This window comes from Rhodoplanes tepidamans (genome assembly GCF_030813915.1).
Taxonomy (GTDB): domain Bacteria; phylum Pseudomonadota; class Alphaproteobacteria; order Rhizobiales; family Xanthobacteraceae; genus Rhodoplanes; species Rhodoplanes tepidamans.
Genome location: NZ_JAUSUJ010000016.1, coordinates 94,544 through 108,983, shown reverse-complemented (window position 1 = coordinate 108,983; position 14,440 = coordinate 94,544). Strand labels below are relative to the sequence as shown.

Annotated in this window: 13 protein-coding genes; 11 read left to right on the top strand and 2 right to left on the bottom strand. The window is 71.7% G+C overall.

What is annotated here, in order from left to right:
- Positions 1 to 15 precede the first annotated feature (15 nt).
- From J2S22_RS19260 to hutC, 3 genes are all read left to right on the top strand, one after another.
- Positions 16 to 234 carry a hypothetical protein gene (locus J2S22_RS19260; protein ID WP_272775291.1) on the top strand — a complete coding sequence of 73 codons (219 nt, stop codon included), beginning with the start codon at positions 16 to 18 and terminating at the stop codon, positions 232 to 234.
- Between the two features lie 50 nt (positions 235 to 284).
- Positions 285 to 1,091 (top strand): universal stress protein, encoded by an 807-nt coding sequence (locus tag J2S22_RS19255; RefSeq protein ID WP_272775290.1) that lies wholly within the window; start codon positions 285 to 287, stop codon positions 1,089 to 1,091.
- 86 nt (positions 1,092 to 1,177) lie between these two features.
- Positions 1,178 to 1,936, top strand: a complete 759-nt coding sequence (hutC, locus tag J2S22_RS19250; protein WP_272775289.1) for a histidine utilization transcriptional repressor HutC — start codon at positions 1,178 to 1,180, stop codon at positions 1,934 to 1,936.
- Positions 1,937 to 2,251: 315 nt separating this feature from the next.
- Here the strand turns inward: hutC and hutH are convergent, their stop codons facing one another.
- Positions 2,252 to 3,790 (bottom strand): histidine ammonia-lyase, encoded by a 1,539-nt coding sequence (hutH, locus tag J2S22_RS19245; RefSeq protein ID WP_272775288.1) that lies wholly within the window; start codon positions 3,788 to 3,790, stop codon positions 2,252 to 2,254.
- A gap of 340 nt (positions 3,791 to 4,130) precedes the next feature.
- Here hutH and J2S22_RS19240 point away from each other — a divergent pair, with 340 nt between their 5' ends.
- The 8 genes from J2S22_RS19240 (at position 4,131) to J2S22_RS19205 (ending at position 13,701) form a co-directional block, all read left to right on the top strand.
- Complete coding sequence (locus J2S22_RS19240; RefSeq protein ID WP_272775287.1) at positions 4,131 to 5,081, top strand: ABC transporter substrate-binding protein; 951 nt, start codon at positions 4,131 to 4,133, stop codon at positions 5,079 to 5,081.
- Positions 5,082 to 5,381: 300 nt separating this feature from the next.
- The gene (locus J2S22_RS19235) at positions 5,382 to 6,155 is read left to right on the top strand and encodes an ABC transporter permease (protein WP_272775286.1); all 774 of its coding nucleotides are present in this window, start codon (positions 5,382 to 5,384) and stop codon (positions 6,153 to 6,155) included.
- Positions 6,152 to 6,937: an ABC transporter ATP-binding protein gene (locus tag J2S22_RS19230; RefSeq protein WP_272775285.1), complete on the top strand. Its 786-nt coding sequence runs from the start codon at positions 6,152 to 6,154 to the stop codon at positions 6,935 to 6,937. The genes J2S22_RS19235 and J2S22_RS19230 overlap by 4 nt, the downstream gene beginning before the upstream one ends.
- 151 nt (positions 6,938 to 7,088) lie before the next feature.
- Complete coding sequence (locus tag J2S22_RS19225; RefSeq protein ID WP_272775284.1) at positions 7,089 to 8,267, top strand: alpha-hydroxy acid oxidase; 1,179 nt, start codon at positions 7,089 to 7,091, stop codon at positions 8,265 to 8,267.
- Positions 8,264 to 10,084: a glycosyltransferase family protein gene (locus J2S22_RS19220; RefSeq protein ID WP_272775283.1), complete on the top strand. Its 1,821-nt coding sequence runs from the start codon at positions 8,264 to 8,266 to the stop codon at positions 10,082 to 10,084. Before J2S22_RS19225 ends, J2S22_RS19220 begins: the two co-directional genes overlap by 4 nt.
- Before the next feature lie 598 nt (positions 10,085 to 10,682).
- Positions 10,683 to 11,660, top strand: a complete 978-nt coding sequence (locus tag J2S22_RS19215) for a tripartite tricarboxylate transporter substrate binding protein (RefSeq protein ID WP_272775282.1) — start codon at positions 10,683 to 10,685, stop codon at positions 11,658 to 11,660.
- A 78-nt stretch (positions 11,661 to 11,738) separates the two neighbouring features.
- On the top strand, positions 11,739 to 12,182 hold the full coding sequence (locus J2S22_RS19210) for a tripartite tricarboxylate transporter TctB family protein (protein ID WP_272775281.1): 444 nt from the start codon (positions 11,739 to 11,741) through the stop codon (positions 12,180 to 12,182).
- Positions 12,183 to 12,189: 7 nt separating this feature from the next.
- A complete protein-coding gene (locus tag J2S22_RS19205) occupies positions 12,190 to 13,701 on the top strand; it encodes a tripartite tricarboxylate transporter permease (protein WP_272775280.1) in 1,512 nt (503 codons plus the stop codon).
- Here J2S22_RS19205 and J2S22_RS19200 read toward each other — a convergent pair.
- Positions 13,676 to 14,362 carry a DUF488 domain-containing protein gene (locus J2S22_RS19200; RefSeq protein WP_272775279.1) on the bottom strand — a complete coding sequence of 229 codons (687 nt, stop codon included), beginning with the start codon at positions 14,360 to 14,362 and terminating at the stop codon, positions 13,676 to 13,678. The genes J2S22_RS19205 and J2S22_RS19200 overlap by 26 nt on opposite strands.
- Positions 14,363 to 14,440: the final 78 nt, after the last annotated feature.

Below are 14,440 nucleotides of genomic sequence, written 5' to 3'. Positions count from 1 at the left end.
CGCGGGGGGCGAGGCATGCGATACACGCCGGTGCTGGTGGAGATGATCGCGGCGGGTGTCGTGATCGTGGCGACGCTGGTCTGGCATGTCGGCGCCGGCCGCCGGCGCGACGCGGAGCGCCTCGCCGCGCTGCGGGCCGCCCGTGCGGCCGGTCCGGCGCCGGCATCGTCGACTCCCCCGGCGCCTCCGGCGTCGGCGCCGCCGCGGGCGCGGCCGTCGCGGCATCGCTTCTGACCAACAGACAACAACGTGGCGGCGCGCGTCGTCGCCCATGGAGGAACGACATGGCCCTGAAGAACCTTCTCGTCCATCTCGACACCGGCCCGCGCACCGCCGAGCGGCTGGCGCTGGCGGTGCGGATCGCCGAGCGCAACCAGGCGCGGCTCACCGGCGTGTTCGGCCAGCTGGCCGAGGCGCATCGTGTCGGCGTCGTCGCCGAGTGGCCGCCCGCCGCCTACGCGGCCGCCGCGGTGGAGAGCCGCGAGAGCTTCTCGTCGGCCGCCGGCAGCCTGCGCGACGCCGAATGGATCGACCTCAACCGCGGCGGCGAGGACGAGATCCTGCACCGGCTCGGCCTGCTCGCCTGCTATTTCGATCTCACCGTGCTGGGCCAGCACGAGGAGGGCGGGCGCCGGCTGGTGCCGCCCGATCTCGCCGGCCATGTCTGCAGCGCCAGCGGCCGGCCCGTGCTGGTCGTCCCCTATGCGGGCCATTTCCCGGACGTCGGCCGGCGGCCGATGTTCGCCTGGAGCGAGACGCCCGGCGCGGCCCGCGCGCTGGCCGACGGGCTCGCGCTGACCAGCCCGGACGCCGAGGCGCTGGTGCTCTACGCGCACGAGCGCAACCAGCGCAGCGCCTTCGCCGAGCGCGCCGTGGCGCAGCTGGCGAGCCACGGCATCGCGGCGCAGTTCGAGCCGTTCGCGCTGGAGGACGAGACCATGATGGACGTGCTGCTCAACTTCGCGTCCGACCACGGCGCCGACCTGATGACGCTCGGCCTGAGCGGCCATGCCGGCCTTTCGCTGTTCGACCGCGGCCGGCCCAAGCCCACCCTGCGCGAGCTCACGGTGCCGGTGCTGTGCGCGTGCTAGATCGCGGGGCCGGCAAGATCCCGGAACGGATCGTGCATCGCGGTTCGCACCGGGAGCCGGGGGCGCGATCCGGGACGGGAGTGCCGATGGCGGGTGACGACGAGGGCGCGAAGACGGAGCCGGCGCACGACCGCTCGCTGCACCAGCGCATCCGCGCCGATCTCGAGGAGCGGATCCTGTCGGGCGCCTGGAGCCCGGGGCACCGCATTCCGTTCGAGCACGAGCTGATGGCGCAGTACGGCTGCGCCCGCATGACCGTGAACCGGGTGCTGTCGGGCCTGGTCGAGGCCGGCCTGATCGAGCGGCGGCGCCGCGCCGGCAGCTTCGTGCGGCGGCCGGCCGGCCAGTCGGCGGTGCTGCGCATCCCCGACGTCAAGGCCGAGGTCCTGTCGCGGGGCGAGACCTACGGATACGAGCTGATCTCCGGCACCCGCCGCAAGGCGACGCGCGACGACCGCGCCCGCATCGCGGTCGCGGCGGGGGCGCCCCTGCTGGCCCTCCTGTGCCGCCACGTCGCCGACGGGCGCCCCTACGCGCTCGAGGACCGGCTGATCGCGCTGGACAGCGTGCCGGAGGCGGCCGACGCCGACTTCGCGACCGAGCTGCCCGGCACCTGGCTGCTCGGCCACGTGCCGTGGCACGAGGCCGAGCACAACATCTCCGCCGCGCCGGCCGACGCCCGCACCGCGGCCCGGCTCGACGTCCCGGTCGGCACCGCCTGCCTGGTGATGGAGCGGCGCACCTGGCGCAGCGGCCAGCCGATCACGGCGGTGCGGCTGTGGTACCCGGGCGACCGCCAGAAGCTCGTCGCCCGCTTCACGCCGTCGACCGCGGCGGGGCGGTGACGGTGAGCGCGGCTTGACGGCAGGCACGTCGTGGCGCGCCCCCCACCCCCGACCCCTCCCCGCCACTCGCTTCGCGAGCGGGGGGAGGGGAGTCGCAGCGCTTCGGCTCCCCTCCTCCCACGCCCGCAGGGCGTGGCGGGGAGGGGTCGGGGGTGGGGGGAGCAGCGTCTGCCCGGCTTCGCAGCGCCGGCCGTCCTGATCTGATCACGTCGCTGCCGATCAGTTCGTAGGGTGGGCAAAGCGAAGCGGGCCCACCGGGATCTGATCACGACATCCGCGTGGGCGCGGCGCGCCTGCGGCGCACCTTCGCCCACCCTACCGGGGTGTCTCCAGCCCCGGCAGCATCACCGGGAGCACGGCCGAGGCGACGGCGCCGCTCCGCACCAGGTCGGCGGCGGCGAGGAGGTCGGGATGCAGGTGGCGGTCGTCGTCGAGCGGCGGCACCTTTTCACGCAGCGCCCGTCGTACCGCCTCGAGCGGTGCGCTCGAGGTGAGCGGCGCGTGGAAGCCGCAGCCCTGCGCGGCGGCGAGAAGCTCGATGGCGATCACGTTGACGGCGTTCTCGACCATGCCGAGAAGGCGGCGCGCGCCGTGCGCCGCCATCGAGACGTGATCCTCCTGGTTGGCCGAGGTCGGGATGGTGTCGACGCTCGCCGGATAGGCGCGTTGCTTGTTCTCGGAGACGAGGGCGGCCGCCGTCACCTGCGGGATCATGAAGCCCGAGTTCAGCCCCGGCTTCGGCGTGAGGAACGCCGGCATGCCGGACAGCGCCGGATCGACCAGCATGGCGATGCGGCGCTCGGCGAGCGAGCCGATCTCGCACACCGCGAGCGCGATCATGTCGGCCGCGAAGGCGACCGGCTCGGCGTGGAAGTTGCCGCCCGACAGCGCCTCGCCGGTGTCGGCGAAGATCAGCGGATTGTCGGAGACGCCGTTGGCCTCGGTCGCGAGCGTCGCGGCGGCCTGGCGCAGCACGTCGAGCGCCGCCCCCATCACCTGCGGCTGGCAGCGCAGGCAGTAGGGATCCTGGACGCGCGGGTCGTCGAGACGATGCGAGGCCCGGATGGCGCTGCCCTCCATCAGGGCCCGCAGCGCCGCCGCCGTCTCGATCTGGCCGCGATGGCCGCGCAGCGCATGGATGCGCGGATCGAACGGCGTGTCGGAGCCGCGCGCCGCGTCGGTCGCGAGCGCGCCGGTGACGAGCGCCGAGTGGAACAGCCGCTCCGCCTCGAACAGGCCGGCGAGCGCCTGCGCGGTGGAGAACTGGGTGCCGTTGAGCAGCGCCAGCCCCTCCTTGGCGTGCAGCGTCAGCGGCGCGAGGCCGGCGCGGGCGAGGGCGTCCGCGGCCGGCAGGCGGGCGTCGCCGACGAGAATCTCGCCGACCCCGATCATCGCCGCGGTCATGTGGGCGAGCGGCGCGAGATCGCCCGAGGCGCCGACCGAGCCCTGCGACGGCACCACCGGGATCAGGTCCCGCGCCACCATGGCGGCGAGGAGGTCGACGGTCTCGGGCCGCACGCCCGACGCGCCCTGGGCGAGGCTCGCGAGCTTGAGCACCATCATCAGCCGGGCGACCGGCTTCTCCATCGGGGCGCCGACGCCGGCGGCGTGGCTGAGCACGATGTTGCGCTGGAGCGTCTCCAGGTCGGCGTCGCCGATGCGCACGCTGGCGAGCTTTCCGAAGCCGGTGTTGATGCCGTAGACGGGCTCGCCCCGGGCCAGGATGCGGGCGACCGCCGCGGCGCCGGCAGCGATCGCCGGCCGGGTCGCAGGATCGAGCGCGATCGCGGCGCCGCGATAGATCGCCCGCCACTCGGACAGAAGGACCGCACTGGGCCTGATCAGGATGGTCATGGGTATTCCCGAAGATCAGCTCGCCGTCATTCCGGAGCGCGCCGCAGGCGCGAACCCGGAATCCAGCGGCAGACACGGTGCTCTGGGCTGGATTCCGGGTTCGGCGCTTCGCGCCGCCCCGGAATGACCATCCCTTCGATCATCGTCGGGCCAATCACCGCCCGTCTGACGCCGTCGATAAAATGTATAGACATATCGCCGCGCCGGACAAGCCGGCCTCTGCTGATGCCGGGCGTCGCGTCATGCCTAGAAACGCGCCACTCTGAATTATGTCTATACATTTGACACCTTTACGCCCTTCTGTTCAAATCCGCCGGAATTTTCAACGCGGGGAGATCCCATGCGGTTTTTCAAGCTATCCGCGATCGCTTGCGTCGCGGCGTTCGGCGTCGCGACGGCGGCGGAGGCGCAGGCCACCAAGGTCGGCATCGGCATCTCGGGCTGGACCGGCTTCGCGCCGCTGACGCTGGCGGCCAAGGCCGGCATCTTCGAGAAGAACGGCCTCGACGTCACCATCAAGAAGATCCCGCAGAAGGACCGGCATCTCGCCATCGCGGCGGGCGACATCCAGTGCGCGGCGACGACGGTCGAGACCTGGATCGTGTGGAACGCCGCCGGCATCGCCACCAAGCAGATCTTCCAGCTCGACAAGTCCTACGGCGCCGACGGCCTGGTGGTGCGCAACGACGTCAAGGCGATCGCCGACCTGAAGGGCAAGACCGTGGCGGCCTCGGCGCCCGGCACCGCGCCCTATTTCACGCTCGCCTGGTTCCTCAAGAAGAACGGCCTGACGCTCAAGGACGTGAAGATCGTCAACATGGAGCCGGGCCCGGCCGCGCAGGCCTTCCTGGCCGGCCAGAACGACGCCGCCGTGACCTACGAGCCGTATCTCTCCGCCGTGCGCGAGAAGCCGGAGGCCGGCAAGATCATCGCGACGACGCTCGACTATCCCATGATCCTCGACACCTTCGGCTGCACCCCGAAGTTCCTGGAGGAGAACCCGAAGGCCGCCAAGGCGCTCGCCGACAGCTACTTCCAGGCGCTGGAGATGATCGAGAAGGACAAGGACAAGTCCTTCGAGATCATGGGCGCCGACGTGAAGCAGTCGGGCGAGGCGTTCGGCAAGTCGGCCGCCTACATCCGCTGGCAGGACAAGGCGGCGAACCAGAAGTTCCTCTCCGACGAGATCTTCAGGTTCTCCGACGAGGCCGCCGCCATCCTGCTCGAGGCCGGCATCATCAAGCAGAAGCCCGACATCAAGGCGATCGTCGACGACCGCTTCGTGAAGTGAGCCTGGGGCCCGTCTCCGGATTCGCCTGAACTCCGCTCATCCCCGCGCAAGCGGGGATCCAGGGCCTCTTGCCGTGTCGCCCCGGGTCCCCGCCTTCGCGGGGACGAACGGCTCCCCGGGCCGAATCGTCGCCGCTCGGAATCGCGCCGCCCTGGCGAGCATCGCGAGCGTCGCCTCGGCCGCGAGCGACCGTCCGGGTTGCGTTTCGGGCCGTTGACTCCGCGCGTGGTGCGGGTTTTTTACCCGGGCCCCCGCGATCTCCTTTTCTTCGACCCGGTCCGATTCCAACGAGACGCGCCCATGAAACCGCTCGAGCCGGTCGGGAACACCGCCAAGATCGTCCTCGGCATCCTGTTCTTCGTGCTCCTGTTCGCCGGGTGGTCGTTCGCCACCTTCGGCGGCTTCGTCTCGAAGACCTTCCTGGCCGATCCGCTCACCATGCTGCACGACGGCTGGGAGCTGTTCGTCCGCTACGACTTCCTGCACGACATCGGCATGACGATCTGGCGCGTGGTCGGCGGCTTCGTGCTCGCCGCCCTGGTCGCGGTGCCGCTCGGCATCGCCATGGGCGCCTACAAGCCGATCGAGGCGTTCTTCGAGCCCTTCGTCTCCTTCGCGCGCTACCTGCCGGCCTCCGCCTTCATCCCGCTGCTGATCCTGTGGGCCGGCACCGGCGAGGTGCAGAAGCTGCTCGTCATCTTCATCGGCTCGGTGTTCCAGATCGTCCTGATGGTCGCGGTGTCGATCGGCGCGACGCGGCGCGACCTGGTCGAGGCCGCCTACACGCTCGGGGCCGGCGACCGCGGCATCGTCGCCCGGGTGATGCTGCCGGCCAACGCCCCGGAGATCGCCGAGATCCTGCGTCTCGTGCTCGGCTGGGCCTGGACCTACGTGATCGTCGCCGAGCTGATCGGCGCCTCGTCCGGCATCGGCCACATGATCGTCGACAGCCAGGCGCTGCTGGCGACCGGCCAGATCATCTTCGGCATCATCGTCATCGGTGTCATCGGGCTGGTCTCCGACTTCCTGTTCAAGGCCGCGAACCACCGCCTCTTTCCGTGGAAGTTCGCATGACCCAGCTCCTCGTCGACGGCGTCTCGCGCCAGTTCCCGGGCCGCCGCGGCGCCGGCCCGACCCGCGCCCTCGAGCCGACCACCATCGCGGTGGAGAAGAACGACTTCATCACGGTGCTCGGCCCGTCCGGCTGCGGGAAGTCGACGCTGCTGCGCATCGTCGCCGGCCTCGACCGGCCGACCACCGGACGGGTGATGCTGGACGGCCGCGAGGTGAAGGGCCCGGGCGCCGACCGCGGCATGGTGTTCCAGTCCTACACGCTGTTCCCGTGGCTCACCGTCGCCGAGAACATCGCCTTCGGGCTCGCCGAGCGCGGCATGCCGGAGAAGGAGCGGGCCGAGATCGTCGCCGACTACGTCCAGAAGGTCGGGCTGAAGGGCTTCGAGCACCACTGGCCGAAGCAGCTGTCGGGCGGCATGCAGCAGCGCACCGCGATCGCGCGCGCGCTCGCCAACGATCCCGAGATTCTGCTGCTCGACGAGCCGTTCGGCGCCCTCGACACCCAGACCCGCGGCCTGATGCAGGAGATGCTGCTCGCCATCTGGGAGCGCGAGAAGAAGACCGTGATGTTCGTCACCCACGACATCGAGGAGGCGATCTTCCTGGCCTCGCGCGTCGTGGTGATGACGGCGCGGCCGGGCCGGATCAAGACCGAGATCGCCGTGGACCTGCCGCATCCGCGCGACTATCACATGAAGACCACGGCGGCGTTCTCCGAGCTGAAGGCCCGCCTCACCGAGGAGATCCGCGCCGAGGCCGTGCTGGCCGCGACGGAGCATTAGGGCTCTCAGTTCGTCATGCCCGCGCTTGTCGCGGGCATCCACGATCTTGCGGCGTCGCAGACGAGGGAAGACGTGGATGGCCGGGACGAGCCCGGCCATGACGAGGGCGGGCGACAACGGCTGCGAGCCCGCGCGGGCTGGACGAACTGCAATGACCATCGTCAACATCGACGACATGCGCGAGGCCGCGAGACGGCGGCTGCCGAAGATCTTCTTCGACTACATCGACGGCGGCAGCTTCTCGGAAACGACGCTGCGGGCCAACCGGCGCGGCTTCGACGCCTGGGTGATCGAGCAGCGCGTGCTGGCGAGCGGCCGCGTGCCGGACCTCGCGACGACCTATCTGGGCCGGCGCCACGCGCTGCCCTTCATGCTGGGGCCGGTCGGCTTCCTCGGCCTCTACCGCGGCCGCGGCGAGCTGCTGGCGGCGCGCGCCGCGCGGGCGGCGGCGATTCCGTTCTGCCTGTCGACCTTCTCGATCGCCTCGATCGAGACGCTGGCCCGTGACGGCGCGGGCGCCGCGCCCGGCGACCTCCAGTTCCAGCTCTACATGCTGGACGACGAGGGCCTGAACCAGGAGCTGCTCGCGGCGGCGACGGCGGCCGGGGTCTCGACCCTTCATCTCACGGTCGACTGCACCGTCACGGCGATCCGCGAGCGCGACGTGCGCAACGCCTTCCGCTCGGCGCGGCGGCCGACGCCGGCCATGCTGGCCAGCATGCTGTCGCGCCCGGCGTGGCTGATCGATCTCCTGCGGCACGGCATGCCGGCCGTCGAGGCGCTCGAACGGCATCCCGAGTTCGGGCAGGGCGCGCTGGAGCAGGCCGTCAACCTGTCGCGCCGCATGGACCGCACGCTCAGCTGGGCCGAGGTCGACTGGCTGCGGACGCGCTGGCCGGGCCGGCTGGTGATCAAGGGCGTGCTGTCGACGGACGACGCGCTGCGGGCCCGCGACGCCGGCGCCGACGCGATCGTGATCTCCAACCACGGCGGCCGCCAGCTCGACGGGGTCGCCTCCACGATCTCGGTGCTGCCCCGCATCGTCGAGGCGGTCGGCGAGACCTTCGAGGTGCTGCTCGACGGCGGCATCCGGCGCGGCGCCGATATCGTCAAGGCGCTGGCGCTCGGCGCCTCCGGCGTGCTGCTCGGCCGCGCCTATGCATTCGCGCTCGCCGCCGGCGGCGAGGCCGGCGTCACGCGGGCGATCGACATCCTGCGGACCGAGCTGTCCGTCACCCTCGCCCTGATGGGCCTCGACTCGATCGACGCGCTGAAGGCGGCCGGCGGCGGCGTGGTGCGGCGGGCGGACGATCCCGGGACCGGCGGATGAGCGGTGGCGCCGCGGGTCGCACGGTCCTGATCGTCGAGCCCCACCTCGAAGGCCGGTTCGGCCACCCGTGGCGCTACACGCACGCGCTGACCAAGCGGTTCGCGGCCGCGGGCTGGCCGGTGCGGATCCTCGCCCATGCGATCTACGACGGCCCGGCCCGGATCGCGGGGGCCCCGGTCGAGCCGGTGTTTCCGCGCTCCTACTACGAGCGCGAGGACCGCGACGCCAAGGGCCTGCGCTGGCGGCTGAGGCGGTGGCGCAGCGAGCGGACGCAGAGCACGCTGTCGCCGTTCGCGGCGATCGTGCGGGACGCGATCGTCCGCGCGCGCCGCGGCGGCGGCGACGTCCGCCTGGTGGTGCCGACCGCGACGCCGGCGATCCTGTCCGAGCTCCTGTCGCTTTCGGTGCTGATCGACGGCGCGCTGCCGCCCGCCGCGCTGCTGTTCCACGAGGAGCCCGACCTCTACACCGACTGGTACCGGCCGCTGCGGCTCGAGGTGCTGCGCGAGCGCCTCGCCGGCTCCGGCTGGGGCGACGGGCTGCGCTGCTTCGCCACCAACGCGCCGCTCGCCCGGCACCTGGCCGACCTGCTCGGCGTGCCGGTCGAGGCGGCCGGCGACCTCGCCGACGAGGTCGAGATCGCGGTCCTGCGCGCCGCCGCGGCGCAGCCGCCGCGTCTCGCGCGGCCGGAGCCGGCCGCGGACGTGGTCGACCACCTGCTGCGCCTGAAGGCCGACGGCCGGCGCATCGCCTGGTGCCCCGGGCAGATGCGGCCGGACAAGGGCAGCGACCGGCTGCCCCTCCTGGTCGCCGCGATGGAGGCGCAGGCCGCGACGCCGGGCGCTCCGGCCTTCCACCTCGTCGTGCAGGTGCCGACCGCGCCGGACCGGCGGCTGCCCGCCGTCGAGGCGCTCGGCCGGCATCCCCGCGTCACGGTGATCCGCGGCGAGATCTCGGACGCCGCCTATTACGCGCTGCTCGGCCTCGCCGACGTCGTCGTGCTGCCCTACGACGCGCGGCTCTATGCCCGGCGGATCAGCCGGGTGCTGGTCGAGGCGTCGCATGCCGGCCGGCCGCTCCTCGCCTCCGCCGGCATGGCGGCCGAGGACGAAGAGGCCGGGCGCCGCTGCGTTGCGTTTCTGGACGACTGGGCCGCGTGGCCGGCGCATGCCGCGGCGCTGCTGGATCGGGCCGGCGCGGCCGCGGATCGTGCGGAGGCGCCGGACCGTGCCGCGGGCGCGCCGCTGTGCTGGCACGGGCTGGCGGACTGGATCGTCGCCGCGCGGCGGCCCGGCGTCGCGCCCCGTCCGGCCCTCTATGTCAGGCCGGCCGCGCTCGACGCGGACGCCGCGGCCCTCGCCGAGGCGCATCTCGCCCATCTCGCGGCGCGCGGCGTTCCGGTCGTCGAGCTGCTCGTCGCGGCGACGCGCGGACGCCGCCGCACGCTGCAGCGGACCATGCTCGCGGGCCGCGCCGGCAGCCCGGCGCAGCTGACCGCCTGGGCCGCGTCGCCGTCCGGCGGACTCGCCGGTCTCGTCCAGCGGCTGGCTGCGCTGGCAGCGCGCCTCCGGCGCGGCATCGCGGTGCGGCAGGGCCGCTCGCGGACGCCGCGTCTCGTCGGCCCGGTCGTGCACGAGATCGCGGCGCGACGCGGCTTCGCCTTCGTCGTGGTGCTCGCCGCCGGTGCCGGCGACGCGATCGAGGTCCGCTGGCGCGGCGCTCCCGTCTGGACCGAAACGGCGGGCGACCGCTCCGCCGACGAGTCGTTCGCCGCCCGCGTCGACGCCGCCCGCGCCGGGCTGATACGACCGGCCTAGAACGCGCGCCGGCGCCATGTCCCGATCGATGTCCCGATCCATGTCCTGATCGATGTCCTGATCGATGTCCGGGATGCTCCGGCCCGTGCGGCGGCGTTCGCGCTTCGCTTTCCGAAGATCAGCTCGGCGGGACCGACATGCCTCCGAGGGGGTCCGCGGCGATCAGATCTCGCCCGCCGTTTCGAGGTCGACCGCTCGGCGTCGCGCGAGCGTAGCCCGGCCGTGGTGACTACGGTCCGGACGCCGATCGTTGTCTGTCAGATCACGCAGCGTTCGGCGGAGCGGATCGTCTTCGGGCAACCTGATCGTCCTCGCGCCATCGCATCACGATATTCATGGACGGAGTCTTCGCTCTACTGGAGCGCGGACGGGGATCTTCCACGGCGCTGCACTGCACACGGACCTCGGCGTGGCCGGGCGGCGTCGCGCCGTCGCGCTGGCATGCTCGTCGATTACGCATATGATGAATTGTTTCGCGAAGCGCAGCTGTTCGAGCCTGCTCCCGGCGGACCGCCCGGTCCAACGCCGCATCACGTCCATCACGCCCGTTCGGCCGACCCGGGAGCCCTCCCGGTGCCGACAACAGGGGGACGATCGCATGACCTTCATGAAACGCTTCCACGTCACAGTCGCCGCCGCGGCCGCCCTGTCGGCCCTGGCTCTCGCGTCGTCGGCCGGCGTCGATCAGGCGCGCGCCGAGTTTCCCGACAAGAACCTCACGCTCATCGTGCCCTACGGGGCCGGCGGCGGCACCGACATCGGCGCCCGCCTGCTCGCCAAGGATCTCGATCCGCTGATCAAGCAGCCGGTGATCGTCCAGAACATCACCGGCGGCGGCGGCTGGACCGGCTGGGGCACGCTGGCGACCGCCAAGCCCGACGGCTACACGCTCGGCCTGCTCAACGCGCCGAGCTTCTACATGGGCTATCTGGATCCCAAGCTCGGCCGCAAGGAGCGGCTGGAGAGCTTCACGCCGCTGATCAACCACGTGATCGACTACGTCGTCGTCACCGTCGTTCCGGGCAGCCCGTACAAGTCGGTGAAGGATCTGGTCGAGGCCGCCAAGGCGAAGCCCGGCAGCATCAGCATCACGGCGCACGGGGTGGGCGGCGACGAGCATCTCGCCATCATGCAGCTGGAGCGCATGACGGGGGCGAAGTTCAAGGTCGTCCACAACAAGGCGACGCCCGAATCGAAGTCCCAGGTGCTGGGCAATCACGTCCAGGTGCTGGCCTGCAATCTGAGCGAGATCGTCACCGAGGTGAAGGACAATCAGCTCCGCGTGCTCGGCGTGATGTCGCCGGCGAAGTCGCGCTTCCTGCCGACCAGCCCGACCTTCAAGGAGCAGGGCTACGACATCGAGGCCTCGGTGTCGCGCGGCATCGCCGGCCCGGCCGGGCTGCCCAAGGACGTCGAGGCGAAGCTCGTCGCGTGGCTCGACAAGGTGGTCACCTCCAAGGAGCACCAGGACAAGGCCGACAGCCTGTTCCTCGAGCTGCGCTCGATCAAGGGCGACGCCTACCGCAAGTTCCTCAAGGACAACGAGCAGACCGTCAAGGATCTGATGGGCTGGTAGCCCGCGCTCCGCGGCGGGAGGGTCCCGCCCTCCCGCCGGCACTCCGTCCCGCCTCCCCACCCCCCGTCGAGGCCCGCCGTGCTCTGGGTCAACCGCATCGTCGGCGTCGCGCTGATTCTCGTCTGCGCCGCGCTCTGGCAGATCTCCGCCGACTATCCCGAGATGGCGCGCCTGTTCCCGCGCGTGATCTTCGCGATCATCGTCTTCTTCTCGGCCCTGATGGTCGGCCGCACCTTCCTTCCGGCGGCGGCGGCCGGCGGCTCCGGCGAGGGCGGGACGTCCGCCTCGGTGATGGTCCGCCCGGTCCTGGCGTTCGTGGCGACGTCGCTGGCGCTCGCCGTCTCGACCTATGTCGGGTTCTTCCTGGCCATGGTGGTGCTGGCGGCGGCGCTGGTCCCGATTCTCGGGGTCCGGCAGCGCGGCTGGTACGCGTTCGCCACCGTGGTGCTGCTGGTGGTCGTCTACGTGGTCTTCGTCATCGTCCTCAACGTGCCGCTGACGCTGCGGCCTCCGGTCCTGTGAGCGCGCCATGGACACCCTCCTGTCGGTCGTCGTGAACGCCTTCACCCCCGTTCATCTCGGGATGGTGCTGGCCGGCGTGGTGATCGGCCTGATCATCGGCTCGATGCCGGGGCTGAGCTCCAATCTCGGCATCGCCCTGATGCTGCCGCTGACCTTCGGCATGGATCCGGTCTCGGCGCTGATCCTGCTGGTGAGCCTCTACACGGCGGCGATCTACGGCGGCTCGTTCTCGGCGATCCTGCTGCACACGCCCGGCACCTCGGCCTCGGCGGCGACCGCGATCGACGGCTTCGCCCTCACCCGCAAGGGCGAGTTCAACAAGGCGATCCGCATCTCCACCTTCGCCTCGGTGTTCGGCGGCCTGTTGAGCGCGATCGCGCTGCTCGCCATCGCGCCGCCGCTGTCGCTGCTGTCGCTGAAGTTCGGGCCGGCCGAGTATTTCTGGCTCGCCGTGTTCGGCATCTCGGTGATCGGCACGCTGGCCAGCGGCAACATGATCAAGGGGCTGGTGTCGGGCGCCGTCGGCGTCGCCATCAGCACGGTCGGGCTCGACCTCGATTCGGGCTATCCGCGCTTCGCCTTCGGCTTCTACGACCTGCAGGGCGGCATCGGTTTCGTGCCGGCCGTGATCGGCCTGTTCTCGCTGTCGCAGGCGCTGCTGATGTGCGAGAAGCCGCACAACACCATCCAGGAGGCCGACCCGACCGGCGGCGGCAAGTGGCGGCTGCTGCCGACCTGGGCCGAGTTCAAGTTCATCCATCCGACGCTGTGGCGCTCGTCGATCATCGGCATCGTCATCGGCATCCTGCCCGGCGCCGGCGGCGACATCGGCTCGTGGACCGCCTACAACGAGGCCAAGCGGTTCGCCAAGAACGACCCCGACTTCGGCAAGGGCTCGATCCGCGGCGTGGCCGCGTCGGAGAGCGCCAACAACGCGACGACGGGCGGCGCCATCATCCCGCTGCTCACGCTCGGCATCCCGGGCAGCCCCTCGGCCGCGATCCTGCTCGGCGCCCTGGTGCTGCACGGCATGCAGCCGGGCCGCACCCTGTTCACCGAGCACGCCCACTTCACCTACACGGTCTGCGTCGGCTTCCTGATCGCCAACCTGGTGATGGGCTTCGTCGGCATGGCGATGTGCCGCTACATGGGCGTCGTCGCCCGGCTGCCCAACACCATCCTGATCATCGCCGTGATCGTGCTGTCGATCGTCGGGTCCTACTCGCTCGGCAACAACATCTACGACGTCTACACCATGATGGCGTTCGGCATCCTCGGCTATCTGATGCGCAAGTCCGGCTTCTCGGCGGCCCCGATGGTGCTCGGCATGATCCTCGGCCCGCTCGCCGAGCAGGGCTTCCGGCAGGCCGTGCAGCTCGCCGACGGCCCGGTGCTGCTGCACATGGTGGCGAACCCGATCTCCTGGGTGCTGGTGGCGCTGATCGTGCTGTCGATCGGCAGCGCCGCCTATCTGGAGTTCAGCCGCTCCAAGCTCACCGACGTGATGGCGGAGCGATAGGGCGGGCAGCGGCCGCCGCCGGCGGCTCCGCGAAGGCGTGCCGGCGGGCCTGCCGCCGGTAGGCCAGGGCGAGCCGCTCGGCGCGGGGCGCGAACAAGTCCTCGCCGGAACGGCCGGCGAGGGCGAGCAGCGCGTCCTCGATCTGCGACTGCGTCAGGACGCCGTCGTCGACCAGGTGCCGCACCCCGACGCCGCGCTCCGTCAGGGCGCGGCCGACCAGCAGGCAGCGGTGACAGGTCGTCGGGTCGCGCTCGGCGCACATCAGCGCGATCCGGTATGTCCGCGCGCCGGCGACGACCCGGTCGAGGCCGTCCCGGAACTCCGGCGCCTGCGCCATCCGCTCGTAGTCGGCGACCCCGTCGCAGTAGAAGCCGCGGTCGCGCGGCCGTCCGCCGAGCATGTCGCCGAGATGCACATAGGCGATGCCGGCCGCCTGCAGGGTCCTCTGCAGCGTCTCCCGATCGAACTGCGGGTTGCGGCGCGAATAGGGCGTGCTGCGCACGTCGGCGACCGCGGTCGCGCCGGCCTGCCGCAGCCGCGCCAGAAACGCGTCGACGGTCTGCGATCCGTGGCCGATGGTGAGGACGGCGATGCGCGCCGCGTGGCGGGACGACCCGCCGGCGGTCTGCGTCTCGGTGGCCTGCGGTTCGTCGCCGGACATCATGGTGCCGTGCAGATGAGCCCGTCTCGCCGGAAATGTCACGCCCGGCGCGGCGACGCCCGTCGGCCGGCACGCGGC